The 26,570-nt window shown below is 44.9% G+C and carries 20 protein-coding genes and 2 pseudogenes; 11 read left to right on the forward strand and 11 right to left on the reverse strand.

The window, feature by feature from the left end; all coding sequences use genetic code 11:
* Window positions 1–45 precede the first annotated feature (45 nt).
* On the forward strand, window positions 46–885 hold the full coding sequence (locus tag F6K63_RS01535) for a prephenate/arogenate dehydrogenase (RefSeq protein WP_287310482.1): 840 nt from the start codon (window positions 46–48) through the stop codon (window positions 883–885).
* Window positions 886–916: 31 nt separating this feature from the next.
* On the opposite strand, the gene F6K63_RS01540 is transcribed toward F6K63_RS01535, so the two are convergent.
* The 4 genes from F6K63_RS01540 to F6K63_RS01555 form a co-directional block, all read right to left on the reverse strand.
* On the reverse strand, window positions 917–1,450 hold the full coding sequence (locus F6K63_RS01540) for a hypothetical protein (RefSeq protein WP_287257243.1): 534 nt from the start codon (window positions 1,448–1,450) through the stop codon (window positions 917–919).
* A 338-nt stretch (window positions 1,451–1,788) separates the two neighbouring features.
* Complete coding sequence (locus F6K63_RS01545; RefSeq protein ID WP_287310484.1) at window positions 1,789–3,066, reverse strand: BaiN/RdsA family NAD(P)/FAD-dependent oxidoreductase; 1,278 nt, start codon at window positions 3,064–3,066, stop codon at window positions 1,789–1,791.
* Window positions 3,067–3,092: 26 nt separating this feature from the next.
* On the reverse strand, window positions 3,093–3,233 hold the full coding sequence (locus F6K63_RS01550) for a hypothetical protein (protein WP_287310486.1): 141 nt from the start codon (window positions 3,231–3,233) through the stop codon (window positions 3,093–3,095).
* Window positions 3,234–3,268: 35 nt separating this feature from the next.
* The gene (locus tag F6K63_RS01555) at window positions 3,269–4,261 is read right to left on the reverse strand and encodes a vitamin K epoxide reductase family protein (protein WP_287310488.1); all 993 of its coding nucleotides are present in this window, start codon (window positions 4,259–4,261) and stop codon (window positions 3,269–3,271) included.
* Between the two features lie 292 nt (window positions 4,262–4,553).
* Here F6K63_RS01555 and F6K63_RS37575 point away from each other — a divergent pair.
* Window positions 4,554–4,697: pseudogene (locus tag F6K63_RS37575) on the forward strand (hypothetical protein); the annotation flags it as partial.
* Here F6K63_RS37575 and btpA read toward each other — a convergent pair.
* On the reverse strand, window positions 4,669–5,499 hold the full coding sequence (gene btpA / locus F6K63_RS01565) for a photosystem I biogenesis protein BtpA (RefSeq protein ID WP_008177609.1): 831 nt from the start codon (window positions 5,497–5,499) through the stop codon (window positions 4,669–4,671). The pseudogene F6K63_RS37575 and the gene btpA overlap by 29 nt on opposite strands.
* Window positions 5,500–5,594: 95 nt before the next feature.
* On the opposite strand from btpA, the gene F6K63_RS01570 reads away from it, so the two are divergent.
* The 6 genes and pseudogenes from F6K63_RS01570 (at window position 5,595) to thrC (ending at window position 11,958) form a co-directional block, all read left to right on the forward strand.
* Window positions 5,595–6,035 carry a hypothetical protein gene (locus F6K63_RS01570; protein ID WP_131827034.1) on the forward strand — a complete coding sequence of 147 codons (441 nt, stop codon included), beginning with the start codon at window positions 5,595–5,597 and terminating at the stop codon, window positions 6,033–6,035.
* A 688-nt stretch (window positions 6,036–6,723) separates the two neighbouring features.
* Window positions 6,724–6,822, forward strand: a pseudogene (locus tag F6K63_RS37040) (hypothetical protein); the annotation flags it as partial.
* A gap of 29 nt (window positions 6,823–6,851) precedes the next feature.
* Complete coding sequence (gene rimO / locus F6K63_RS01580) at window positions 6,852–8,174, forward strand: 30S ribosomal protein S12 methylthiotransferase RimO (RefSeq protein WP_008177602.1); 1,323 nt, start codon at window positions 6,852–6,854, stop codon at window positions 8,172–8,174.
* Between the two features lie 521 nt (window positions 8,175–8,695).
* The gene (locus F6K63_RS01585) at window positions 8,696–8,827 is read left to right on the forward strand and encodes a hypothetical protein (RefSeq protein WP_287310490.1); all 132 of its coding nucleotides are present in this window, start codon (window positions 8,696–8,698) and stop codon (window positions 8,825–8,827) included.
* A gap of 402 nt (window positions 8,828–9,229) precedes the next feature.
* Window positions 9,230–10,639 carry a DEAD/DEAH box helicase gene (locus F6K63_RS01590; RefSeq protein WP_287310492.1) on the forward strand — a complete coding sequence of 470 codons (1,410 nt, stop codon included), beginning with the start codon at window positions 9,230–9,232 and terminating at the stop codon, window positions 10,637–10,639.
* A 200-nt stretch (window positions 10,640–10,839) separates the two neighbouring features.
* Window positions 10,840–11,958, forward strand: coding sequence for a threonine synthase (gene thrC, locus F6K63_RS01595; RefSeq protein WP_438941752.1), 1,119 nt, complete (start codon window positions 10,840–10,842; stop codon window positions 11,956–11,958).
* Between the two features lie 124 nt (window positions 11,959–12,082).
* Here the strand turns inward: thrC and F6K63_RS01600 are convergent, their stop codons facing one another.
* From F6K63_RS01600 to F6K63_RS01610, 3 genes are all read right to left on the reverse strand, one after another.
* On the reverse strand, window positions 12,083–12,280 hold the full coding sequence (locus F6K63_RS01600; protein ID WP_131827033.1) for a hypothetical protein: 198 nt from the start codon (window positions 12,278–12,280) through the stop codon (window positions 12,083–12,085).
* 120 nt (window positions 12,281–12,400) lie between these two features.
* On the reverse strand, window positions 12,401–13,213 hold the full coding sequence (locus tag F6K63_RS01605) for a hypothetical protein (RefSeq protein WP_131827032.1): 813 nt from the start codon (window positions 13,211–13,213) through the stop codon (window positions 12,401–12,403).
* 194 nt (window positions 13,214–13,407) lie between these two features.
* A complete protein-coding gene (locus F6K63_RS01610) occupies window positions 13,408–19,164 on the reverse strand; it encodes an alpha-2-macroglobulin family protein (RefSeq protein ID WP_287310708.1) in 5,757 nt (1,918 codons plus the stop codon).
* A 329-nt stretch (window positions 19,165–19,493) separates the two neighbouring features.
* On the opposite strand from F6K63_RS01610, the gene F6K63_RS01615 reads away from it, so the two are divergent.
* Window positions 19,494–20,729 (forward strand): RNA-guided endonuclease InsQ/TnpB family protein, encoded by a 1,236-nt coding sequence (locus tag F6K63_RS01615; RefSeq protein WP_287310710.1) that lies wholly within the window; start codon window positions 19,494–19,496, stop codon window positions 20,727–20,729.
* Between the two features lie 11 nt (window positions 20,730–20,740).
* On the opposite strand, the gene F6K63_RS01620 is transcribed toward F6K63_RS01615, so the two are convergent.
* The 3 genes from F6K63_RS01620 to F6K63_RS01630 form a co-directional block, all read right to left on the reverse strand.
* On the reverse strand, window positions 20,741–21,583 hold the full coding sequence (locus F6K63_RS01620; RefSeq protein ID WP_287310494.1) for an excalibur calcium-binding domain-containing protein: 843 nt from the start codon (window positions 21,581–21,583) through the stop codon (window positions 20,741–20,743).
* A 350-nt stretch (window positions 21,584–21,933) separates the two neighbouring features.
* On the reverse strand, window positions 21,934–22,389 hold the full coding sequence (locus F6K63_RS01625) for a DUF6335 family protein (protein ID WP_008177584.1): 456 nt from the start codon (window positions 22,387–22,389) through the stop codon (window positions 21,934–21,936).
* Window positions 22,390–22,887: 498 nt separating this feature from the next.
* Window positions 22,888–24,672 carry a pentapeptide repeat-containing protein gene (locus F6K63_RS01630; RefSeq protein ID WP_287310496.1) on the reverse strand — a complete coding sequence of 595 codons (1,785 nt, stop codon included), beginning with the start codon at window positions 24,670–24,672 and terminating at the stop codon, window positions 22,888–22,890.
* A 494-nt stretch (window positions 24,673–25,166) separates the two neighbouring features.
* Between F6K63_RS01630 and F6K63_RS01635 the strand changes: the two genes are divergently transcribed.
* Both F6K63_RS01635 and F6K63_RS01640 read left to right on the forward strand, forming a co-directional pair.
* Window positions 25,167–26,249, forward strand: a complete 1,083-nt coding sequence (locus tag F6K63_RS01635) for a DNA cytosine methyltransferase (RefSeq protein WP_287252444.1) — start codon at window positions 25,167–25,169, stop codon at window positions 26,247–26,249.
* A complete protein-coding gene (locus F6K63_RS01640; protein WP_287310498.1) occupies window positions 26,222–26,416 on the forward strand; it encodes a hypothetical protein in 195 nt (64 codons plus the stop codon). Before F6K63_RS01635 ends, F6K63_RS01640 begins: the two co-directional genes overlap by 28 nt.
* Window positions 26,417–26,570 lie beyond the last annotated feature (154 nt).

The raw sequence follows: 26,570 nt of genomic DNA on the forward strand, positions 1-26,570 counted from the left end.
AAATTAATATTTATCATGGCATAGGCTCAATCTGGGTGAGAGATAATGAAAATTGGTATTGTAGGACTGGGATTGATGGGTGGGTCCCTGGGATTGGACTTGAGAGCACAAGGTCATCAGGTCTTGGGAGTCTCTCGTCAACCAAAAACCTGTCGATTCGCACTTGATCACGGCATTGTTGATGATGCGAGTATTGACTTAAGTATCCTAGCCACAGCAGAGGTTGTGTTTATTTGCACCCCAATAGCCGCGATCGCCTCTACTGTCAAGCATTTAGTCAACTATCTTTACAAGGATACCGTAATCACTGATATTGGTTCGGTCAAAATGCCAGTGGTTAGAGAAATAGCTCCCCTGTGGGAAAATTTTGTAGGTGGTCATCCGATGTCAGGAAGGGAATACAGTGGTGTGGAAGCTGCGGTGTCGAATCTATTTGTAGGAAACCCTTATGTACTGACCCCCATTGAGACAACACCACAACCAGCACTTCAGAAGGTGGAGGAGATTGTGCGATCGCTTAAGTCATTGGTTTACATCACAAGCCCGGAAAACCATGACCAAGCGGTAGCATGGATTTCTCATCTACCGGTGATGGTGAGTGGGAGTTTGATTGATGCTTGTATGCAGGAGACTGACCCAGTGGTTTTGAGGTTAGCCCAACAGTTAGCTAGTTCTGGTTTTCGTGATACTAGCCGTGTGGGGGGTGGTAATCCAGAACTGCGAGTAATGATGGCTCGTTACAATCAGGAGTCGATAATGCGTACGCTTGTAGGGTATCGCGATCGCCTTGACCAGATAATTGAGGTGATTGAACAGGAAGATTGGTCGAGTCTGGAAACAATCTTTGAAACTACTCACGTAGCGCGGAAAAAATTTGTTTCCTGAGTTTGTTTAGTTTGTTATTGAGCTTAAGTTTTTATAACCTTTTTATCCGCTCCTCTTCTTGTCTCTTAGACTCAATTGCATATTCATAGAATTTTTCCCAGCTCCAATTATTGACTATTTCTAAGGAGATAGTTTGACCAGACATGAGTAAGATGTACTGATAGCCAGATTCCTTTTCTGCAACATCCGCAATCAGGGAGTTACGAACATCTTTTCCTAATTTTTCTGCTGCTTTCTCCCACCAAAGCTGACAGGGGCTCTTGAATTTGGGGTTGTCCAAGTACTCATTAGACCATGACTTAGGTGTCCACTGTTGGTTAAGGGCTTTTATAAGGAAAGCACTTGGATATTCAAACTTTTCGTAATTATTTTGTTTCCAAATCCAGTAAGAGATAGTTGTTTGGAAGGCGGGCTCCATACCCTGAGAGCAACCGATCACAGCAGCCTGGACATCTTCCCTGTCAAAGTCTACCCCGATATAAGCTAAGGCGTATTTGTACTGCTGGAAAATTTCCTGAGTTACAGGGTCTACTTCCAAATAGTCAACCTGGCTTGGATTCCACATGATTGGGACACCAAAAATCTCTCTACTTTTACTTTTATATTAAATTCATAAAGTCTGTTTTTCAGAATTTACGACCTAGCAATATCCGATTATGAAATTCCTGATTGACTGACAAAAGTTATTCCGGAGCATATTGGTAAGTGAGTAATTTGAATTTACCCAATATAGTTAGTTGAGGAAATAATTTGCCGTTCACCTAGCGCGACCTACGATCAATCCCTGGTTGTGTAATAATTTGAGGAGCAACGAAATTGAAAAATGTCTAACTAGTCTGACCCAAGATACATACTATCACAATTAATGGACAAAAAAAAGGCAAATTACCAATTACCACAGCACTAACTATTTCCAATCCCTTGACCTCCTAACCAACCCGTTGTCCAAGCACTCTGAAAATTAAATCCCCCAGTAATTCCATCAATATCCAGAATTTCCCCAGCAAAGTAAAGACCTGGACATTGGCGGCTTTCCATAGTCTTGAAATTCACCTCTTTGAGACTAACACCACCACAAGTAACAAACTCTTCCTTAAAAACCCCTTTACCTTGAATCAAATAGCGTCCCTGAGTCAGTTCTTGAACTAACTGATGTACGGTTTTTTTCGATAACTCAGCCCAACGGTCTTGTGCTCCCACTCCCACACTAGTGACTAAGCTCACCCAAAGGCGCTTTGGGATAGGAATGGGACAACTAGTAGTAATGAAGCGTCGAGGTAACTGGGATTTAACATCGAGGAGTAATTTGCGCAATCGGTCTGGATTATACTCAGGAAGCCAATTCACCAACAAGGGCATTTGATAATGGTGTTCGTGCAACACTCTCGCCCCCCAAGCAGAAAGCTTGAGTACCGCTGGACCACTTAAACCCCAGTGGGTAATTAGCAATGGTCCCGTTTGTTCCTTCAAAGTTTTACCAGCATCGGGTAATTTGAGGCAGACCTGTTTAACACTAACCCCAGCTAAATCTTGTAAACGGGAGTCTGGGATATTAAAAGTGAATAGAGAAGGAACGGGGGTTTCGATGGTGTGACCTAAGGCTTTTGCCCAACGGTAGCCTAGGGGATTGCTACCAGTAGCAATCAAAACGCGATCGCATTTTATAGTCTCACCATTCCTCAACCCAATTTCAAATCCTCCTGGGGTCTGGTGTGGGGTGTCAGGAGTCGGGTGTTGGGAAGATTGCCGAGAGATCCACTTAACGGGATTACTAGTGCGAATCGTCACCCCTGCGGTCTTAGCTACTTGTAAGAGACAATCAACAATAGTTTCGGAAGTATCAGTAATCGGAAACATCCTGCCATCTGCCTCAGTTTTCAGCTCAACACCGTGAGCCCCAAACCAAGCAATGGTATCCTTAGGTTGAAAGCGGGTGTAAGCCCCTCGCAATGCTTTGCTTCCCCTCGGGTAAGCTTGCACCAATTGGGCTGGATCAAAACAAGCATGAGTAACATTACAGCGTCCACCACCAGAGATGCGCACTTTCGATAATGGCTGGCGTGAGGCTTCTAGCAGAGTGACATTGGTATGGGGATGAGTAGTGGCACAGGTAATTGCCCCAAAAAAACCAGCGGCTCCACCACCAATGACTACGACATTGAGATTTTGTGAATTATCCAACTGGCTGAACTATCAATATATATTCTTCACAAGTTTAGGGAATCGGGAATCGGGAATCGGGAATCGGGAATTGGGAATCGGGAATCGGGAATCGGGAATCGGTAAAAAATCTTGTTTACCTTATTACTATCAGAACCGATAATTACCCTTAATAAAAATCTCCCCATCTCCCCACACTTCCCATACTTCCCACACTTCCCAATTAGGATCGTCCTGGCAAATAGTACTTAAAGTCCCTTGAGCCTTTATAGTCAGTGACATTAGCCAATTCTTCTAGAGTTTGGACACCAGGAAGCAATTCGCCATTAATTTGCCAAGTAGGATAGGATTTAATTCCAGCATCGATACAGGCTTGTGTCTGAGCATTTTTGCCATCACGAGCACACTCTATATAATTTATTTGAGAGAATGCCTGTTTTCCAAACAGTTGCTTCTGCTCATAGCAGTGGGGACACCAGTAAGCTCCGTATTTCTTAGCACCAACCTCAGTCAAATGACGCGCCAGATCAATTTCCGATTGACCAGAGGTTGTGTTAACTTTCCAGCCACCAATCGCTGCGTTTGGCGCACCAGTGGCTGTGGGAATTGGACCACCATTATCTGCTGATGTAGCCACGGATTCCCCAACATTCGCATAAACCCCTAAGGTACCCACCAAGGTGATCATGCCCACGATCATACCGATAAAGAAAATTTGACCAATATCTTCCCAACTGCGACCCACAAGGGTTAGGACTAGCAGGCTAATGGCAAATAATGCTGAACTGATGCAGTATAGACATACTGCTTGGATCTCAAACGCTAGCAAGTACATCAAGTAGCTACTGAAAACTGTCATAGCTGCTGCACCTGCCAACAGCAATAACCAAGTCCAATTTTCTAGTTTTGAGCGAAGTCCCTTCTTTGGGTCTCCCTTGACTAACAACGGAGCCAAGGCAAATGTAGCCATACTGGTGTATGCCAGGAAGCCAAACAAGGTTAGTGGCTGACCAAATATACTAGCATAAGGGCTGGAAAGGACATCATTACAGCTAGAAGCATTACCTGCACCCGCGCTGCAAACTGCAGTACCACCTGTCAGTTTAACCACAGTCAGATAAGCAGTTAACAGGGCACCCACGACAGCGATCGCAGCAATCAGCTGACGGGACCAACGATAAATCCAGGGGGCAGAACGCCTGCGACTCACACTCATAATCTAGATTAATGAGGAATAGGGGTTGCTTGAAAGTTCTAACTACTACGTTATCAAGTCAAACAACCAATAGACAGAAACCAAGGTGAGATACTGTTGATGCTCAACCTTGAACCTACCCTAGGGGAACGCCAAGGGCCAACAACATTTTTTAATTTAGAATGTAGAATTTAGAATTTAGAATTCTACATTCTGCATTCTACATTCTGCATTCTGACAGACAACCTACCCTAAGGGAACGCCTAGGGCGAACAACCTTCAACCGGCCAACCTTCAACCGGCCAACCTTCAACCAGCCAACCTTCAACCGGCCAACCTTCAACCGGCCAACCTTCAACCGGCCAACCTTCAACCGGCCAACCTTCAACCGGCCAACCTTCAACCGGCCAACCTTCAACCTTCAACGGTCAAACAATTGGTTTTTGTTCTTGTTTAGCAGACACACTACTGCGTACTGCTTCCACAAATTGACTGACCCGAATCGGGTCAATAGGTTGATCAATTTGTCCACGACGCTTGAGGGAACTAGAAACAATTACCCCATCAGCATATTGCATCAGGGTGGAAATATTTTCCCAATTAGCGCCACTGCCAATAAACACTGGTTTGCCCTTAGCCGCCGCCGAGGCTAACACCAGGTCTTGGGGATTAGTAGGAGTACCGGTTCCCCAGCCAGATAGAATCACACCATCAGCTAACCCCCGCTCTATAGTTTCTTGTACAGCTATGGTGATATTCGGTGATTCCAAAGGTTGTCCATGTTTAACTAAAACATCAGCAAGAATCTTAACATCACTACCTAGTGCCCGACGGTAGCGCAAGAGTGTATGAGCCTGTCCCTCAATTAAGCCCTGATCTGTTGCCATAATCCCAGTCAGAACATTAACGCGGATAAATTTAGCCCCTACACAAGTAGCAATTGCCAAAGCACTATGAGCATCATTGCGTAAAATATTGATCCCTATTGGTATGGGAACCAGGTTCATCAGTCGCTGGACTATGATCGTCATGGTACTGACTACTGCTGGATCGACCTGGTTTTTGGTAAATGGGGCGTCGAAAAAATTCTCAACAATCACCCCATCCACTCCACCAGAGCCTAAGGCGGTGACCTCTTGCTCGGCTCGGTCAATCACAGCTTGCAGGCTACCGCCCCAGCGCGGGGAAGTAGGGAGTGGCAGCAAATGCACAACTCCTATGATTGGATTCGGTGTCTGGAAAATTTGCTCTAAGTTCACAATCCTGGGATGTTTGGAAGCCCCATCTCATCAGGGAGCGGGGAGGAAAAGGTACAGATAGAGCGGACCAGCGCCCCCTGTAGAAAACTTGGGAATTGAGAGTAGGGTCGGATGCCGTTTCTGGCATCGGTCTACCACTGGCATTAATGGTGCGGTGCGACAAGGCGCGAGGTTCAACGCCCACACCGAACGCGCACCAAGAGAAAAGCTATGGTGCTTACTCTTTTGATCAAACCTGGGATTTAGTTCGACCGGTTGCTAAAACCAGTCGCTCAAACCAATTGTATCGGTCAGTGCTATCCCCAAAGCAAGCACCAAAATTCCTGAAGACCATTTCTAGTGGTGCTAGGTTAACAGCGGTGCGACAGCGATGCAGCGAGGTAGCGCGGTCTTGGGGGGAACCCCCACTCGCGCTTTGCATCAAGACAAGGCGCGAGGTTCCCTCGCCAAGGGAACGCGCACCAAGAGAGAGGTTAGCCGTAAAACTACTGCATCTGTTTTTGATGCGTACTTATTCTAGGTCAAAGGTAAAATAGGATTATATATATTACCAGTAGATTGTACCGATACTTTTTAGCTACCAAAGTCTACCAAGATAGACCCTAGCCCGCCAATGCAAGATGCTTTCACATCCAGGGGGTATCTCCGCGCTTCTCTGACGGAATATCCCGCGAGCGCCATAAAAATTCCAAAAAATTTGGTTCCACCGTAGGTCGAGAGCGCAACTATTAAACCCTTGGTTTTCGGCTTTAATTTAAGTTACATAATAATCCCTGTCGGTGTTACCCTAATTCAATTCTAACAAATAATAAGAGTTTTTGGTAGACTCTGCAACATTTTCTCTAGCTGTTTACTAACCTTTGTCCTGTCAACTTTGAGCTTTCCGACCGCAATTGCTTAACAGCCGAGATCAGCACTACTCGATTTAATAACTGTAGTAGCGCTCCCCCGCTCCCCCATAGAGGAATATTACCAACGGGGGTCTGTTGGAGTCACGATCCCGACGATGGCATGATTGGCTGTGGGGAATATTTTTAGATTTCCTAATATTTTTTTGAATATTTTAATAAAATTTAATTTACAATTAGTGTATAGGTTTTGATAGTGAAATCAACATGGAACATCAGTACTAGTAAATTAGGAGAGCAGATTAGGAGTTGAGCACATCACTGACACACCAAACTCAATCACACCAAGCTCAATCACACCAAGCTCAATCACACTAAGCTCAATCACACCAAGCTCAATCACACCAAGCTCAATCACACCAAGCTCAATCAATGGTGTAAGGTGCGGCTATTGGGCAGTAGGTTATGTGACTAAGCTGTAGTACAATATAAGATGATGAATGAATGGGCAAAAAGCCAACTGTAGCAATATCTCACTTGGGCTGCGAGAAAAATCGCATTGATACCGAACATATGCTGGGTCTGCTGGTTCAGGCAGGATACCAGGTTGATGCCAATGAAGAATTAGCTGACTATGTTATTGTAAATACCTGTAGTTTTATAGAAGAAGCGCGGCGAGAATCAGTCCGGACGCTGGTAGAACTGGCGGAAGCTAATCAAAAAATTGTGATCACCGGCTGTATGGCTCAACACTTCCAAAGCCAACTACTGGAAGAGTTGCCTGAGGCAGTGGCAGTGGTGGGAACCGGGGACTACCATAAAATAGTAGATGTAATCCAAAGAGTAGAAACAGGCGATCGCGTTCAAGAGGTTTCTACTGAACCAAGCTACATTGCTGACGAAACAACGCCACGCTACCGAACAACTTCTGAAGGGGTTGCTTACCTGCGGGTGGCAGAAGGGTGTGATTACCGCTGTTCCTTCTGTATCATTCCGCACCTCCGGGGAAAGCAGCGATCGCGTACCATAGAATCCATTGTTGCGGAAGCCGAGCAGTTGGCATCTCAAGGGGTTCAAGAGCTGATTTTAATTTCGCAAATCACCACCAACTATGGTTTAGACATATACAGTGAACCAAAACTGGCAGAACTGTTGAGAGCATTAGGTGAAGTAGACATCCCCTGGATTCGGATCCACTACGCCTATCCCACCGGTTTAACCCCATCCGTCATTAAAGCCATTCAGGAAACTCATAATGTTCTTCCTTATCTCGATTTGCCTCTACAGCACTCCCATCCAGAAATCCTCCGCTCCATGAACCGTCCTTGGCAGGGACGAGTAAATGACGCTATCATCAAGCAACTCAAAACTGCACTTCCTGATGCAGTGTTGCGAACCACCTTTATTGTCGGGTTTCCCGGCGAGACAGAGCAGCACTTTGAACACTTGCTGGAATTTGTCCAGCATCATGAATGTGACCATGTTGGAGTGTTTACCTTTTCTGCGGAGGAGGGAACAGCAGCATACAAATTGCCTAATCAGTTGCCCCAAGGGGTGATGGATGCCAGACGGGATGCCCTGATGGCAGTTCAGCAACCGATTTCCTTAAAAAAAAATCAAAACTGTCTGGGCAAGATAGTTGATGTTCTCATAGAACAAGAAAATCCCTTAACGGGTGAATTAATTGGTCGTAGTGCCAGGTTTGCTCCTGAGGTGGATGGATTGGTCTACGTTCAAGGTGATGCCTCTTTAGGAACCATAGTATCAGTAGAAATTACTGATAGTGATGTCTACGACTTGTATGGTTCTGTAGTACTACCTCCTTAAAAAAGCTACAGGCTTTAACTAGGGGCTGGAATTAAACACTCCACCACTAGGGGAAGTAATCTGGTCAATCCTGAACCAGACCTGATCCAAGGTCTTTTAGATTATGGAGCTGTAGACAAGGTGTCTAGCCTTGTGAAAAGCCGGTGTCTGTCGCCCATAGTTCTGTCGCCCATAGTAATGGCAGACTAAACGGCAGACTAAACGGCACAGTAAACGGCACACTTAAAAGACCTGCTTAGGGGGTAAAAACTAGCTGAGCGGTGCATCAATTCAGCTTTGAGGGTCAAATTTGGGATGATTTACCCCACCCGAATCCAACGGGCAATACCTAGCTAGCGATGCAGAGGTGCGACCCGTGGCGAATTTAATTCGCCAAGGTCAAACGCACCATTACGGTCTTGGGGAGGCAGCGCGGTCTTGGGGGTTCCCCCCATGAGCGACTGCCGTGGTTTCCCCCACTCGCTATTGCATCAAGACAAGGAGCCACCCTCAACCTGACAAGCGATGCAGAGGTGCGACCCGTGGCGAATTTAATTCGCCAACGGAAAGCGCACCTAAGCGGTCTTGGGGGTTTCCCCCACTCGCTATTGCATCAAGACACTGTGTCTAGGGCATTAACCATTGCGTCTGTAAGACGTGTTCTTGTGGGATGAACCTACTCTCAAGCTTTTAGGCACACTAAATAGGTCGCAACAGACCCCAGCTGATGGTGACAGCCATGCAGAGGTGCGACCCGTGGCGAATTTAATTCGCCAAGGTCAAACGCACCATTACCGACCTGAGGGGGGTTAACCCAAAGCGCGACTGCATCAAGACAAGGTGCAACGCGCGGAGTTGATGCCTATCAACACCAAATGGGTGGAAACTAAACCGCTTTCTACTCATGTAATCTCATCATAGGTGTCTCAAGGCAAAAGCCATGGTGAGTCAAACTTGATGGCTCACTGTCTTTATAGCCATGACAATGTTTCCTGACACGTTCAACTACTAACTTAACTTTCTGACTTACCAGAAAAAAAACCACAACTAACCAACGAAAAATCGAAAAATAACTTATGACCGTTTCTTTCCAAAGCCTGGGATTGTCTGAATCTTGTGTAAGCCAACTCGAAAAAATCGGCTTCACTACACCTACTACTATCCAAGCCCAAGCTATTCCTGAACTGCTCAATGGCCATGATGTACTCGGTATGTCTCAAACCGGTACTGGCAAAACAGCAGCGTTTTCCCTACCAATGCTAGATCGCATTGACTTGGACAAGCGAACCGTACAAGCCTTAATTCTAACCCCAACCCGAGAGTTAGCCCAGCAAGTTAACCAAGCGATTCGGGACTTCAGTGAGGACCGTCGATTGCATATACTAACCGTCTGCGGTGGTCAGTCCATTGAGCGGCAAATTCGGATGCTGTACAAAGGCGCTCAGATTGTGGTAGGAACTCCCGGACGGGTGATTGACTTGCTAGACCGGGGAGACCTTAAGCTGGAAAACCTGAGCTGGGTGGTACTTGATGAAGCCGATGAAATGTTAAGCATGGGCTTTATCGATGATGTTAAGAAAATCCTGCAACAGACTCCCGAAGATCGTCAGACTACTTGCTTCTCAGCAACTATGCCCCGGCCAATTCAGGACCTAGTCAGCAAGTTCCTGAAATCCCCGGTCACTGTTAAAGTTCAGCAATCGAAAGCAGCACCAGCGCGCATTGAACAGCGAGTTTACATGGTACCCCGTGGCTGCTCAAAAATCAGGGCTCTCCATCCGATTCTGGAACTGGAAGACCCAGAAGCTTCAATCATTTTTGTGCGGACACGAAAAGCTGCTGCTGAACTAACGAACCAATTACAAGCGGCTGGTCACAGTGTAGATGAGTACCACGGTGATTTGAGTCAGAGTCAGCGGGAGCGGTTATTATATCGGTTCCGGAAAAATCAAGTGCGTTGGGTAGTAGCAACCGATATTGCTGCTCGTGGTCTAGATGTGGATCATCTCACCCACGTGATCAATTTTGACCTGCCAGATCAAGTCGAAAGCTACATTCACCGCATTGGTCGTACCGGTCGTGCTGGTAAGACAGGAACAGCAATTACCCTGATTCAACCTTTTGAACGCCGTAAACTCTACCAGATTGAGCGCAAGGTGCGGCAACGGTTGGAAGTTACCCGGATTCCGACCCGCTCACAAATTGAGGCCCGGCGCTTAGAAAGACTTCAGGCAGAGTTACAGGAAGCTTTATCAGGGGAACGGATGGCTTCTTTCTTGCCAGTTGTACGGGAGTTGGAAGAAGAATATGATGCTCATGCGATCGCAGCGGCAGCATTGCAATTGTTCTATGACAAAACTCAACCCCCCATTAGTGACGATCTCGAAGAACGAATGGTGGAACGTCCCAAACTGCGGCTTAACACAGATAAACGCCATCGCACAGAAAAACCCAGAAAGCCTGTGATTCAGAATCAGTCAAGATAAGATAGACAAAGATGAAGTGTAAAGGATGAAGGCGTATTGGATGAAGTAGCAAAATATACCAGTTGCTGAGTAAGCAATAAAAATCAATGGAAGGGTTGACATCTCATAACCTTCATGCTTCATGCTTCATGCTTCATACTTCACACTTCACACTTGATACTTCACCCTTAATACTTCCCTAACCAAACGTGGCTTCAAGTCTGTCTGTTTCTGATTCGTCTACTGTGAGTGGTGGCATTTCTACTTCACTCAACTGGCCTGGCTTAGTTGAGGCTTACCGTCCTTATTTGCCAGTCACTGACTCCACACCAGTGGTAACCTTACTCGAAGGTAATACTCCCCTAATTCCTGTGCCCACTATTGCCAAAATTATTGGCAGAGGAGTAAAGGTACTGGTGAAATATGACGGTCTCAATCCTACCGGTAGTTTTAAAGACCGGGGAATGACCATGGCGATTTCAAAAGCTAAGGAAGCAGGAGACCAGGCGGTAATCTGTGCTAGTACCGGAAATACCTCGGCATCAGCAGCAGCCTACGCTAGTCGGGGGGGAATGCGGGCATTTGTGATTGTTCCTGATGGTTATGTGGCTCTGGGGAAATTAGCCCAAGCGTTGGTATATGGAGCAACAGTAATAGCGATTAAGGGAAATTTTGATGACTGCTTGAAAATTGTCCGGAAAATGGCATCAAAGTATCCCGTGACCTTGGTCAATTCCGTCAATCCTTATCGCTTAGAAGGTCAAAAGACAGCTGCGTTTGAAATAGTGGACAACTTAGGTGATGCTCCTGATTGGCTGTGCATACCAGTGGGGAATGCTGGCAATATTTGTGCCTACTGGATGGGATTTTGCGAGTACCATGAACACGGGAAATGCGATCGCTTACCCCAAATGATGGGATTTCAAGCATCTGGAGCATCTCCGATTGTCGCTGGCAAAGTCCTAGAGCATCCCGAAACCATTGCAACCGCAATTCGGGTGGGCAACCCAGCTAGCTGGGAAAAAGCGATCGCAGCCCAAGAAGCTAGTAAAGGGGCATTTAATAGCGTTACCGATCAAGAAATTTTAGATGCCTATCGGTTATTGGCATCCCAAGAAGGAATTTTTTGTGAACCAGCGAGCGCTACATCAGTAGCTGGTTTGTTGAAAGTAAAAGACCAGGTACCCACAGGAGCAACCGTGGTTTGTGTACTGACAGGTAATGGTCTCAAAGATCCAGATACTGCAATCGAACACAGCAACAACCCATTGACAGAAGGGATTGAGCCGACAACTGCTGCTGTGGCAGAGGTGATCGGGTTAAAGCCAACAGAGGGTTAGGGATGGGTCGTAACTTCGGTGGTTAGGTTGAACGCGATCGCTTGGCCTATTGGCCAAGGTTATTTGGTTGAAGGTTATTTGGTTGAAGGTTAACCGGTTGTTAGGTTAGTTGTTAGGTTAAAGGTTATTTGCTTGTTCGCCTTTGGCGTTCGGTGTAGGGTAGATTAACCGGTTGGTTGAACGCGACGCGCGTGCCTATTGGCCAAGGTTTAGCGCCCACATCTACCAATTTACCTGGTGCTGGATATTTCAGACCTAAGTAGATTCTTGAGCAACGGTCATAGAGGACTTGCCTTAGGAGTAGGATGCTCACTGCTAGCATAACACCTAGTAAAATCCATTTCAGCCAAAATATCATTAGACTAAATTGAACACGGAAACAGCAACTGCATCCCTACTCCCTACTCCCTACTCCCTACTCCCTACTCCCTATAACCCAGGACTAAAGTCCCTGATCCAATTGAGAGCTGCTATATAAATTGGGATAATCTAAGAGTCGAGTTCTCTCAAACCCAATTGGTAGTTGATTTAATCGACTTAATTCCTGATCAATGTGATTAATGAAGTACTTCATTTCTCTAGGATTGCCATGGATATCTTGACCTGTGACCAAGTAGCTATTTACCTCATTCTTTAGAGATGCATAGTTCAGGTATAACTGTTTGTTATTGACAATACTGTCCTCATACCGGAATAATCCAGGAAGATTTCCAAACATAATAGCTGATGCTGAAACCACTACGAAGATATTAATCACATAAGGGTGAGTACTATTCCAACCTGCTCGAATAATAAAGAGTAAACAAATTCCTGCTACAATCGCTGTACCATAGGTCATTAACTTAGACATATAGTAATTGTTGTAGAAGAATGTCATCATTTTAAAATGTCTTTGGTCTCGCGCTTGGATTTCTTGGATTTGGTCACTAATTCTTTCTTGTTCAAGGGGAGCAGCCTCAGCGATGGTCTCAGTATAGGCAACTGGTGCTCTTGGGGGTAACAACCACTTTTGGGTTTGGTAGTTACCTAAGGAATAGAGAAAGATTACTCCTACAGTAATCAGTAAAACCAATACAGAAGTTAAGGCGATATGTCCAATCAGTGGCTTAGACCAAAATTTTGGCTGAGTTAAGCCTATTTTATTAGTTTCCTGATTCTCCGTTTTGACAACGGTTTCAATGGTTTCATGATTATGAGTTGTTGTCGAATTTCCTTTCTCGATGTCGATAGCTGAAGATTTATTAAACTCTAACATTAGCTTGACCTCCAAGGGGCGGACATTTGGTTTTTTATTGGGATTCGTTTTTTGATTCGGATATGGATTTAGCACCATCAACTTTAAAAGGGTATTCAATCACTACTCGTTTGTCAATTTAAGGCAAAGGCATAATGGTAATTAACAATTAACAATTAACAATTAACTAATTACTAATCACTAATCACTAATCACTAATCATTAATCACTAACGTAGAGGAAGCCGACCTGCCAAATTCTTCTGGGGCATAGTTGAGGTGTGCTTGGGCAGGGGGCCATAAATAGGTTCCTGGTGTAACTGAGCGCACCAGATAATGTAAATTATAGACACCAGCCTCCAATCGATCGGCATAAGCCACAATGCGATCGCGATGGATTTTCTGATAATCTATTTGCCAGCTATCCTGTTGAGCTTGGAAGTAAGGAGTAGCAGTTTGGAAACTAGTATCCACTGCTTCCAACCCAGCTGGTAAGGGATCTTCGATCACGACATGATCCACTGGATGATCGGTAATCACCTCCACGCCAATATCAAACACTTGTCCTGCTGGTACTGTTAATGGGTCTTTGAGAGCATACAGTCCAATCTTTCGTAACACCTTTTCTTGATTAGCGGGACGTATGGTCTTGTTTACTCGTAATCCATTAAACCGACCGGGTTGATTGCCTTGTAAGCGATAACGATAGCTGGTTAAGTAGTGTAGAGTCCCTGAACCAGATTTTTTGACAATCAGGTCATGGCGACCTCGGGGTAAGTTATCCATGGTAACCTGAATCGATTGACTAGGTTTCTTATACCCCTGGAACTGGGCTGAGCCAAGTTTTTTGCCTGCTAGTTGCACCGTTGCTCCAAAGCTGGGGGGTGTAGGCTCTAATAGACTATAGTCTACTAAGGCACTCAAGGCTTGGGCATTATCGTAGCTAGTTTGCCAAGTGCCATCTCGCCGTAACTCTAATAACCCTTGTAATAGTTTACTGCGAACCTCGGCTGAACTGTTTTGGGCAATAAATAGACGCAAGGCTTGAGCTTGTGCAGTAGTAGACGAATCCAGCCAACGCCAGCTTTGGGGTAAATTTATCCGAGCTGAACGCCCAGTTTGATAGATGCTTTCCTGAAACTGATTAACTAGAGTTTGGGCTTGGCTCCGCCACTGAGGAAACTGTAATAAGTAACGCGCTAATTTAATCTGAGTGACCCGGTCGAAGTTACTGCTCTGTTCATAAAGGTATCCTAGGAAGTCACTGCGGGTCTGACCGAGTTCTGCTAAACCCATCAGTGCTTCTAATCGCACCTTACTCTTACACACTACGCTCTTGCAATAATCATACTGACCAGGATTTGCCAATATTTTCTGCAAGTAGTTCTGGAGACGGCTCACCATCCCAGCATCTACTGATAATCCTGCTGATTTAGCCCGAGCTAGAGCAGTAGCAGCATAGGGAGACACGAAGGGGTCTGAGGATTTTTGTCCCGGCCATCTGGCAAAACCACCATCTGGTCGCTGGAGTTTCTGTAACTGTTTGATAGCGTCAGTGCCTTTTTGGCTAGGGTTAAACTCAGCAAAGGTCTGACCATATTGTTTGCTGAGTATTTCCAAATTGGATGCGATCGCTAATTTACTTGCTACCGGTTCTAAGAAAGGTAAGTCTTCGTTATCCAATACTTGCTTAGCGGGAGCAGTAATCTCAGGAATCAGAGTGCTAGCTAGGGAAATCTCTAACCCTCCTGCGTCAGGTACCACGTTACTAGCTATATTCACTGGGATTTTTACTTGATTCCTGGTTACTCCCGATTCCACCACTTGCTCAGTAATGTCAACGGGTTTAACAGCTAAGGGCACTTCAAACCCATCCTGATTACCATTGAGCTTAGTCGTAAACTTGACTTTAGCTTTATCCAAGTTATTGGCTACCATCGGAAAACGATAACCACTGGTTCCGGTCTTGGCTGAGGTTTTTTGATTCAGCGTAGGCCCTTTACCATCATCAAACTGAACGGCACCGGTCAGTTGTCCATTAATCTGTAAATCTCCCGTTTGCCCAGTATTATTAATAACTGATATACCAGCTTTAAAGCGATCGCCTGGACGAGCAAATTGAGGTAATACTGGATTAGCCATCAGCCGCTTGGTGGTGATAAAGGTAGCCTGGCCATTACCAAAGTGTAGGTTGCCATCCGTTGCTACTGCCATCACCCGCCAAGTGGTTAAATTATCTGGTAGTTTAAAGGTTACCGTTGCTTTACCATTGGCATCTGTTACTAGAGAACCATTGTAGTAGGCTAAGGGTTTGAATTCCGTGCGAATCCGAGTACTAGCTGCGCCAGAAGACTTTCCTCCACCATACCCCCAGCCTTTGTCCATCATTCGCGTCGCTAGGCTTTCTAGGACCACCTTAGGACGGTTATCACTGAAGCGAGTGGAAATATCTTGCTGAGCATACACGGTCTCTACTAAATCCGGTACTTGGTAGCCACTCAGTTGCAAGATGGCTTCATTGACAACCATGACGGTCAACTGTCCCTTTACTGGTTTACCCTTAGAATCTTGCAATGCTAATTCCACTGTTTGCTTAGCACCAGGTTCAATGGACTTAGACTGCAATGTCTCTGTTACCTTGAGATAGTTATCATCCAACTTGGTATTAAAGGGAGCAAAACCAATCCGCACCAGATTTTCTACACTCCCCGGCTCCACTTGGGATAGGGGTTTGCCTTGGCGCACTACTACTGCTTCTACTGCTGCATTAGGTACCATCTCCGGAGTGACTTTGAACTTAATCTCTGGCGCACCCCCTTTAACTTTCACTACTTTGCGATAGAGAGTATTGTTGCGAACTACTGAAAAATACAATTCTCCTTCCGCATAGGGAGATTGAATCAAGGCTGTGGCTGTTTCCCCCGGCTTATAGCTATCCTTGTCTAGTTTGATATCCAGGCGAGAGTTATCATAGCGAGACCCCCAGTACACTGAGTTTCCACCGGTTGCCCAAATTTGTAAGTCTGTTGCTGCTAAGTCATTTTTAGCTTTAGCTAAATTAGCGCGAATTCGATAAGAACCGGATGAGGGGGGAGTGAGCTTAATGGATTTCGGACTACTACCGGAACGGACAGTTACCTCTTTAACGGTTTTGTATTCCACCTGATTCTTTTCTCGCTGACTCCCTGCCAAGACCTGGGTGACACTGCTGTATTTCATCTCTTGCAGTTCCAGGCGTACTGATTGTCCTTTGATAACTTTACCAGTGGGGTCAGTAACAATCACTTCTACAGGGAATGGTTTTCCGGCATCCGCCACCCAATCCCCTTTTAATCCAATTAGTTTATCGCTAGGTAAAGCTGTAAATGTTTTAGAATCGGATACCGACAGATTTGAAACATCGGTAACTTGGGAATCTACCCGGTAAGTCATGGGATAGGGCAGGTCTTTCGTCACCGGAATAGTTAGACTACTTTCCCCAGACTCACTCAAGGTTTGATTAGTTTGGAGTACATCACTGGTAACTTGCGGTCTTTCCTGGGGCCAAAACCACTGCTGACCAAAGGAAAACTCTTCCCATCCTTCTGGAGTAAAGTAGACGGGGGTGCGGGTGACGTAATAAGCCACCTTGCCCCCATCTACATTTGAACCAAACCAATAATTTCCTTGGACATTAGCGTCCACCTTCTCGCCCATGTTAGCAAATTTTTGAGCAAGGGTTAGGTCAACTTTAAAGTTAGGAGGATTAAACTCAGCTACTCGGAAACCACCTGAAATTTCTCTGCCATTGCTTCCCCTGGCCTGAACGGTATAGAAACCTAGGGGTTGATTCTCTTTCAGGGGTAATTCTAGGGAGAAGGTACCAAATTCATTGGTTTTCTTAGTGCCTAAACCTGTCTTCTTACCATTGGGTTCTACCAGCGTGACCTGATAAGATGCATTTTTGTCTTGGGTGAGCTTATCTTTTTCTAGATAATAGGCTGCTGCGGTGAACCAAGCCTTTTCTCCTGGTTGGTAAAGCTGTCTGTCTGAGAAAATAGTGCCTCGGGATTTTGGTTTGCCATTGTCCCAGTCTGAATAAATCCCGTAGCCATAATACCCACTATATTCATTGGTTCGAGTAAATGCCCAGTCTTTGCCTTCTTTAGCAATTACCAGTAATTGCGGACCTTTATTAAAGCGCGTTGCCCCATTCATACATTGCCGAAGAGCCTGGGTATTTAGGGCGATGGTGCCAGTTCTGTCAGTTTTTGCGATCGCACAAGGTTTTGGTGAGCCTCGATAGGAAGCATTCAGCTCAGACTTATATATCTCTACCGTTGCTGCTGCTGGTGAGCCATTGGACAGATGATTCACTTGCACCAAACCGGAATCAGGAAACCATTGCGCAAACACTCCCAAATTGGTCAGCTGCACCATGCCATAAAAGGTTGGTTCCCACCACTTTTCGTTTCCATTCCCATCCTGATAGCGATTGGCTTTCCCTTGCACCCCATAGGCCAACATTCCCGTTGGACCTCCCAGTCGTTTCCTCAGGGAAACCGCGATATTAGTGGTTTTATTTTTCTTTCCCGCTACCCGGAAACGTTCCCATTGAGTTGGCTTCGGTAATAAATCATTGCCCTTGCCACTGGGATAAGCAGAATCTTTATAGACTAAGTCAGTAGGTTGAACGATGCGATAAGCCGCTTTATACTCTGGTTGCGGTAAATTGACCGTAGAAATATTCAACTGTAGGGACTCGGAATTGCTTTTTAGGGTAGAGGGAAAGATATGCAAATCCGAGGGAGCCCAGATATCCCCTGCTAAATCCCCTGTTTCGTACTTAAAGGTTATAGGTTCACCCAAGGTTTGCCCAAATTGGTCAGTGAGATTAGCACCGAGAGTAACGGTATAGGTAGTTTCTGGTTCTAATGCCCAAGGATTAAGGTTAACGAAGCGATTACCATCATAAGCTTGCACCAATTTGGGAGCTTCCTTGGGAGCAGGCTCAACCGTAATATTCTCCATGGCGGAAGAGGCCAGCAAACCATTATTAAATTCCAACTGAGCTGCCCCTTTCACAAACCGTCCATAAGCGCCTCCCGCCTCTGGCTGTCCGTAAAATGTGGTTTCCTGATAGGTCAAGGGGTCAAAGGTTTTGACTTGACTAACGAAAGGGGTTTCGGTCGCGATATTGCCGCGAGCGGGACGCACACCAGGGGCAAAGGCTAATTTGTAATCGGTAGCTTTAGTGAGGGCTTGCTTAGGGTTGATCGTATAAATCCATTGCCGCAAGGAGGGGTTAAATTCCTGAGCGGGTTGCCTATACTCTGAGGAAACATCCTCTTGTTCCTTAAGGGCTACATCTAGCTTGACACTCTGAGTCTGACCTTTCGGTGTCATGGTCAAGTGCTGGTTTACTGAAGCGACATCCAATTGAGTATTGGAGGTAAACTCTAACTTAGGCTCCAGAGCAATCGGTTCTGGTTCAGCTTCTGGATTCCTCTGAGTTGCTGGCAAATTGGTTAACTGGATCGGGGCAGTATTGAAGGTCCAGGCTAAGTCTTGTTCTAGACTATGATTGTTTAGGTCAGCTAATCCAGCTTTGAGGGTAACTTGGACACGAGTGGCTAGAGGCAGAGCTTGGTCAGCTTGGAATCCTACCATCCGTGGGGTTAAGAAACGAAATTTCCCAGGGATAGGGGGTATGATTTCAAATTTCTGTAATATTTCCCGCTGATTCGGACTCCCCAAGCGTTCAACGGGAATCAGGGGGTCTTTGAAGCGAATCCGAATTTGGGAAAGGGGCTCAGCCATGCCGATGGGACTAATTTGCTCAATCCACTCTGGGATTTGAGGCATCGGTAGGGGAGCAACTGCTGGTAATGGTTCAAACCCTGAAGTAAGTTTAGCGCTATCACAGCTTACTAGACCTAGGATCACAGATAATCCCAGTAATAACCCTATGGCTGTTTTAATTACCCTACCCATGGTGTGCCTAGATTTTCCTCTTGGAGCTTCCATTTTTGATTAAAGCTCAGATTTTTTAATTTGGCAGGATTGTGCTAAGTTTCGTTTACTCCTGGGGGTAGGGCTGGTGTAGTAGGGGCGTTGGTTAATAATGGAATGATTCAGCAACGCCCACTTTGTTTACCAAAAATTTTGGGTTTAAAGCCCCGTCCTTCTAGGACGGCTTTTTTTTTGAGGAGTAGCCTTGACACTTTTATACACACATGTTAGTATAAAAGCAAATTGTTCGCGTAGCGTCGGCTTAGCCGTAAGCCATGCCAAAGGCGAACGCCGAAGGAGGTCGAGATTCGGTGATTATTTTAGAGTTCAAAGCCAAAGGAAAAGAATCTCAATATTCAGCTATAGCCGAAGCTATACGGACAGTGAAATTTATCCGAAATAGCTGCATTCGTCTATGGTTAGACAACAAAGGAACAGGAAAAAGTGACCTTAGCAGGTATTCTAAAATCCTTGCCAAAGAATTCTCTTTTGCCAATGAACTCAACTCTACTGCCCGCCAGGCTGCGTCTGAGAGAGCATGGTCATCGATTGTTCGCTTCTACGATAACTGCAAGAAAAAAGTTCCAGGGAAAAAAGGATTTCCTAAGTTTCAAAAATGTGCTCGCTCTGTCGAATATAAAAAATCAGGATGGAAATTATCTCCTGATCAAAAATCGATAACGTTCACAGATAAAAAAGGAATCGGGAAGCTTAAACTCAAGGGTACCTGGGACTTGTGGCGCTTTGATAAAAAGCAAATCAACCGGGTTCGGATAGTCAAGCGGGCTGACGGGTACTATGTTCAGTTCTGTGTTGCGGTTAACGCAAAAGAAGAAATAGACTCGACAGGTAAGACTATTGGCTTGGATGTGGGACTCAAAGAGTTCTATACAGACTCTGATGGGAACTCTGAACCTAACCCTAGGTTTTATAGAAAAAACGAAAAACGATTAAAATTTTATCAGCGCCGGGTTTCTCGGAAAAAGAAAGGCTCATCCAACCGGAGAAAAGCGGTTAATAGATTAGGTAGGCAACACCTCAAGATAAGTAGGCAACGTGAAGAACATGCCAAGAGACTGGCACGTTGCGTAATCAGATCTAACGATCTGGTCGCCTATGAAGACTTGAGGATAAAAAATCTAGTTAAGAACCATTGTCTTGCTAAATCTATCAATGACGCGGGTTGGTATCAATTCAGGAAATGGTTGGAGCATTTTGGGACTAAATTCGGTCGGATAACTGTTGCAGTAAATCCTGCCTATACCAGTCAAAATTGCTTTGATTGTGGGGAAGTTGTTAAGAAGTCCCTATCTACTAGAACTCATACCTGCAAATGTGGGTGTGAGCTAGACAGGGACCACAATGCCGCACTAAATATTAGAACGAGAGCCTTGAGTACTGTGGGGCACACAGGAACTCGGATCATTGATCCGTTCGCGAAGCGTCGGCTTCGCCGAAACGCTTCGGGAGATTTGACCTCTACTGTTCTTGGTTCCGGCCAGGTTCAGCAAGTCGAATCGTTGAGCGAAGAATCCCCGCTCCTTTAGGACGGGGAGTGTCAAGGCAGTGACTCACAAGCGATACCATCTTTATCACGGTCTAGCCGGTGGGGGTCGCCGGGAAAGCCATCAAGAACCTGTTGGGCTTCAGCTTGAGTACTGAAATCTGAACAATTGCAATCTGAATTCACGCAATCGGGAAATTCAGGTTCTGCAGCAGCAGACGAGATAGGTGTTGTGTTAGTAACCATCTTGGCAAAACGAACCTCAGATAAGCCAATCAGACTTGTCGGTCCATAGTTGGAGACAACATCGATTCTGGCAAACTGAGCTTCCACATTAGGAAAAGAGAAGATAGTAGCCGGAATATTGGTTGCAGGTCCTTTAGGCAGAGTTAGGGTTGAAGATTCAAAAACTGGATCACTAAAATCTGAATTGTTAGAGAGAACTAAGATAAAGTCTTTGATGCCCCGATTAGTTGCCGTTGTATTGAAAGCATTGTAATTCCAGAGGGCTAGTGTATTGAATAGGACTGGGCTGCCAAAGTCAAAGTCAAAGTTGACATCAGCTGCGGTTGCACAATGATTTAGCTTAGCTGAGAGAAAGTTAGCTGAATTTCCTCCAGCTACGTGGAGTTGATCCAGTTCCGTGCCGCTACCAGTCAGTCCATTGCCATTGAAAATGTTAGCTACAGCTCCAAAATTAGGTGTGAACGAGCCATTATTTAGGTTAACAAAAGCAGTTGGATGTAGGATTTCAACCTGAGAACCAGGGCTGGAGATGTTAGAATCTGTTTGGGCTAGGGCTATATCGGGGTAACTAGTCAGTGATGCTACTATCGAAAGCATCAACAGAACTGTCATCACAAAAGCTTGAAAGCTTCTCAGGAAAATTTGTTTCACTATTCTATGGTTGAGATTACTTTAATGACTTTACGTGAATTTGTCTAATTTTTCAAGCCCATTACATACTTCAATTGTATTATTATGTCACACAAACACCGCCAGGAAATTACCAGAATTTTTTTTAGTATAAATCATCATTGTTTCCTTTGCGGTAGTTGTCTGATTCATCGGGATTGAACTAGAGGGGAAAACTAAGGTTGGCAGCAAATATCCCCTCTTTTAGACGTTTTTTATGGTTTAAGTCCCGATATTCCCAAACTAATCAATTCCCAAAATAATCCCCAAAAAAACATCAATCCCTCTCCCTATCCCTGACATCCGTTAAGCCATCCGTTGCCAACAGTACCTTATTTCGAGTGCTCGGAGTAATCTTCAGAAGATTCAGGGTTCAGCTCCCAGCGGAGGTGATCACGAACCTCTAACTTGTCTCGAGTTTGCACAGCTTCACCATCAACTGAAGAAATCCCCATGGACTCCAGCAAGTCTTCAGTTACATTTTGGTCAGGAGTGGGCGTTTGTCCTCCAACTGCTTCTTCCCCCACTACTTCAGCCTGATACCAATTATCATAAATATCGCCACCGGTCACATTGCCACCGGATAGTTTGCTAATTCTCAACTTCTCCAAGGTGCGTCCCATCCCAGTGTCACGGTCAACCACACCCTCAAAAATCCGGTCAGGGTCTTCTATTCCAGTCAGGTCTGCTAACAAGACTTCTTCAGTATTACGGTTGTGAGTATACCCTTCCTCTCGGTTGACAATTTCATAAGAGTTGACTACATCGTTGTTCTTGTAATCTTTCATAATCGTTACTCCTGATTAGTGTCATTGTTTGATTCATTAAAATTCTCCTTATAATTAAATTATACTGCTAAAATAATTAAAATTCACAAGCACTCTCCCCATCACCATCACTCCCTTCACCCCAGCATTATCAGGAATATAACGCTATGCTATCAGTTAGCAAAACTATGAAACATTACTCAATAAATTGTAAACTTCTCACTGCTTACGCCTTCCCTAAGGGTGCATCTCATTTTTGCTGTTTGACACGGTGGTGCGTTACGGGGCGGCCTATCCAAAGCCTGGCTACGAGGCTGAAAATAAGGCTCCCCTAACGCACCCTACGGAACTTTTTTACAAAAATGAGATGCACCCTGTAAATTATGCGATCGCTCTTTTTTAATACAGATAAATTACAAGTCGAATTACCAGTGATGTAAATTATGCGATCGCTCTTTTTTAATACACATAACTGGTAATGTTTCAAGAACTAATTTCAGAGGGTTCACCTGAGAAATTCTAAAAAATTGCTCCTCTTTTAATTAGCTCAAGCTTGGTGGATTCATCAATTCCTACAATATATGCGAATCGGGCGTTTTTGACTTTAGCATCACTGAGTTTGGTACCACTGAGGTTGGCACCACTGAGGTTGGCACTACTGAGGTTAGTACCACTGAGATCCGCACCAGTGAGGTCGGCACCATTCAGGTCAGCACCACTAAGGTGGGAACTACTAAGATTGGCACCACTAAGGTCTGCAGCATTCAGGTTGGCACCACTAAGGTTTGCAGCACTCAAAGGGACACCATACACGATCATAGGATGCAGGTAGGCACCACTAAGGTTGGCACCACTGAGGTTGGCACCACTGAGGTTGGAACGACTAAGGTTTGCAACACTAAGGTTTGCAGCATTCAGGTCGGCACCACTAAGGTTTACATCACTAAGGTCGGCACCACTAAGGTCTGCAGCATTCAGGTTGGCACCACTGAGGTTTGCAGCACTAAAGCGGACACCTTTGGAGGTGATAGGATTCAGGTAGGCACCACTGAGGTTGGCACCACTGAGGTTGGCACCACTGAGGTTGGCACCATATAGGAAAATAGCTGTGAGGTTGACACCACTGAGGTTGACACCACTGAACTCAGTACCTTTAACGTTGGCACCCCTGAGGTTTGCACCAATCAGCTCAGTACTCCTGAGATTGGCATTACTGAGGTTGGCATTACTGAAGTTAGCACTACTGAGATTGGCATTACTGAGGTTGGCATTACTGAGGTTGGCATCAATCAGCTTGGCATCAATCAGCTTAGCACCAGTGAGGTTGGTACCAATCAGCTTGGCACCAGTGAGGTTGGCACCAATCAGCTTGGCACGAATCAGGTTAACACCACTGAGGTTGGCATGACTGAAGTTGGGGCGAATCAAATTAGCATGAATCAGGTTAGCACTACTGAGGTCCACATCACTCAGCTTAGGACGAATCAATTCCGCACCACTCAAGTCGGCACCACTCAGGTCGGCACCCCTCAAGTCGGCATCACATAGGTTGGCACCACTGAGCTTGGCATCACTGAGGTCCGTATCACTGAGATCCGCACCCCTCAAGTCTCGACCCACAGCTCCACTGTTAGCAATCTCTGCGACTAGACGCCATTTATGATCAAGCTTGCTATTGTCTTCATCATCTGACCTTTCGTTCAAAATTTGAATATCTTTTATAGGAAAACCGCTTAATTGTTTTAGGTCTTCTGATTTTATCCGAGCTTCAAGCCGTTCGATAGCTTCTTGAGACCCCTCTAGGATTAAGCGGCTTGGTTTAATATCAATAATGTTGATCGTGTATCCTGAGGATTCTTGTAAAATAGATTCAATCAGTTTTGAAGGTTGAACTGAATTTATATCCCCTTGTAATAAAAGAACAGCTTTTATTGTTTGACTTTGTCTCTGGATTACAGTTTGTTGGTGCGTCAGGGGTTGACTTGGCTCCACACCCTGCACCGGTTCTGAGCTACTGCCATCATTTTTGTTTAGCTGTTCTGATGATTTTTCTTCTGCTATTCCCGCAATTTCTTTCCAGTCTAGGGTCAATCCCTCGCATATCCGTTTAAATAAATCAAGCTGAATTGCCTCTGATTTAAAAAATTTGGTAACTGTATAGTGACTTATTCCTTGTGACTTGGGAAAGTTACTTTTTAGCTCAAAGCCTAGCTTGTCCAAAGCCTTTTTCGCTGTTTCTACACCTTTTGAAGAAGCGGCGATAGTTAGTTTTTTAGTTTTATTACCCTGGCTAAACTCTGTCATTGTCTTGCTGATTTAGCATAACTCTAGCATCAGAAGTATTGAACAGAGAATAGGCAATAAGGAATAGGGAATAGGGAATAGGGTAAAAACTAGGAAGTTTGGGGAGGGTGAGGAGAGTGGGAAAAAACCGGGTATTTATAGCATGGTTTTAGCTAATTCAGATCACTCAGTATTTTCACCCTACCCTACAAGGGACGCCAAAGGCTAACAACTTTCAACCTCTAACCTCCAACCTCCAACCTTAAACCTTCAACCTCCAACCTCCAACCTTAAACCTTCAACCTTAACCCTTAAACCTTACTAACCTGATCGTAAATAATCAAATATGTACCAATTTGGCATAACAAAATCAGCTGATACCCTTAAACTACAATTAGTCCAAATATAGCCCTGATCATAATTATGAGGTACAGTAAATTTTCTTACCGCTGCTCCCTACTCCCTACTCCAAATAAAAATGCTATAGCTGATAGCTAAAAACTGCTCCCTAAGTCATGAATGATTCAAAAAACGCCATCGATATATTTGCAGGGGCAGGTGGCCTTTCTCTAGGTTTCCATATGGCTGGGTGGCAGATCACCACAGCAATAGAAATTGATAAGTCTGCTGTTTCCACTTATCGAGAAAACTTTCCTAGCACTAATGTTATTCGCTCCGATGTTCGAGCTATAGACTTTACTCAATTTCAAGGTATTGACCTAGTAGTAGGTTCACCGCCATGTCAACCTTTTTCTGTCCCAAACCAAGAGCGAAATAAACAGTTATCCCGAGCCAAGCCTAAGGATTTAGTTCCAGAATTTATTCGAGCGGTAAGGGATATTCGACCAAAGGCATTTTTAATGGAAACTATGCCTGGGTTGCAAAGGTCTAAAAAAAATCACTATTATCAATGGATTGAGCAGCAGCTTCAAACCCTAGATTATTCAGTTTATGTAGAGGTGTTAGAGGCAGCATCCTATGGAATTCCCCAGTATCGTGAACGTCTATTTTTCGTCGGTTTAGCCACAAAAAATGATTTTACGTTTCCCCGGAAAACCCATGGTTTAGGGACATCTAATCCCTATATTTCATCGGGTTCAGCCTTAACTGATGTTCCTGACTATGAGCCCAATACCACTAAAGTTTCCTATGCCAATAAACCCGTTATTCGTCCTACCCCTTGGACAGCAACTCTAGTCAAAGGTGGGGGAAAACCCATCAATTTCGATGCACCAAGTCCTACCATTACCGCTACTACAGTCGGTTACTGCACCCACATTATTGATCCTGAAGGTGTTTTACTGGTGTATCACCGTCATTTAATGAATGGGGGAAAGCCGAGATCAGGAACAGTTGAAGGGGTAAGACGGCTGACGGTACGGGAATCAGCTAGACTCCAATCCTTTCCTGATCATTTTGTATTCAAAGGTTCTAAAACATCACGATACAGACAGGTTGGTAATGCTGTACCACCACGGTTAGCCAAAGCAGTTGGAGAAGCAATCCATAAAGCCATCTTCCCCTCTGAGGTATCAACGACAAAAGACTTTCAATCCTATTTTGATCAGCTTTGCGACAAATTGCATCTGCGGCTGTAGGGGATAAGAGTGTGGGAGGTGTGGGAAGTGTGGGGAGATACAGTCAACTTAGTTACCCCTACTCCCTACTCCCTACTCCCTTAATGGAGTGTGGGGAGATGAAAGTGATGTGTAACAACCTGATTTGCGTTCACGTTTGTCCATCAGAAGTTAACGTTTTTTGTTAAGTTAAATTATTAAATATTGAGTTTTTACGTATTATTATTAATATTTTTTTATAAGCAAGGCTAACATTCCTCTTGATGGCAAGAGGAATCCCATAAACAGCAGAAGATCTAAAGGCAGGACAAAAAATTTAATGTTTTTTTAAAAATTACTCTA

The organism is Moorena sp. SIO1G6, assembly GCF_010672795.1.
Classification (GTDB): Bacteria; Cyanobacteriota; Cyanobacteriia; order Cyanobacteriales; family Coleofasciculaceae; genus Moorena; species Moorena producens.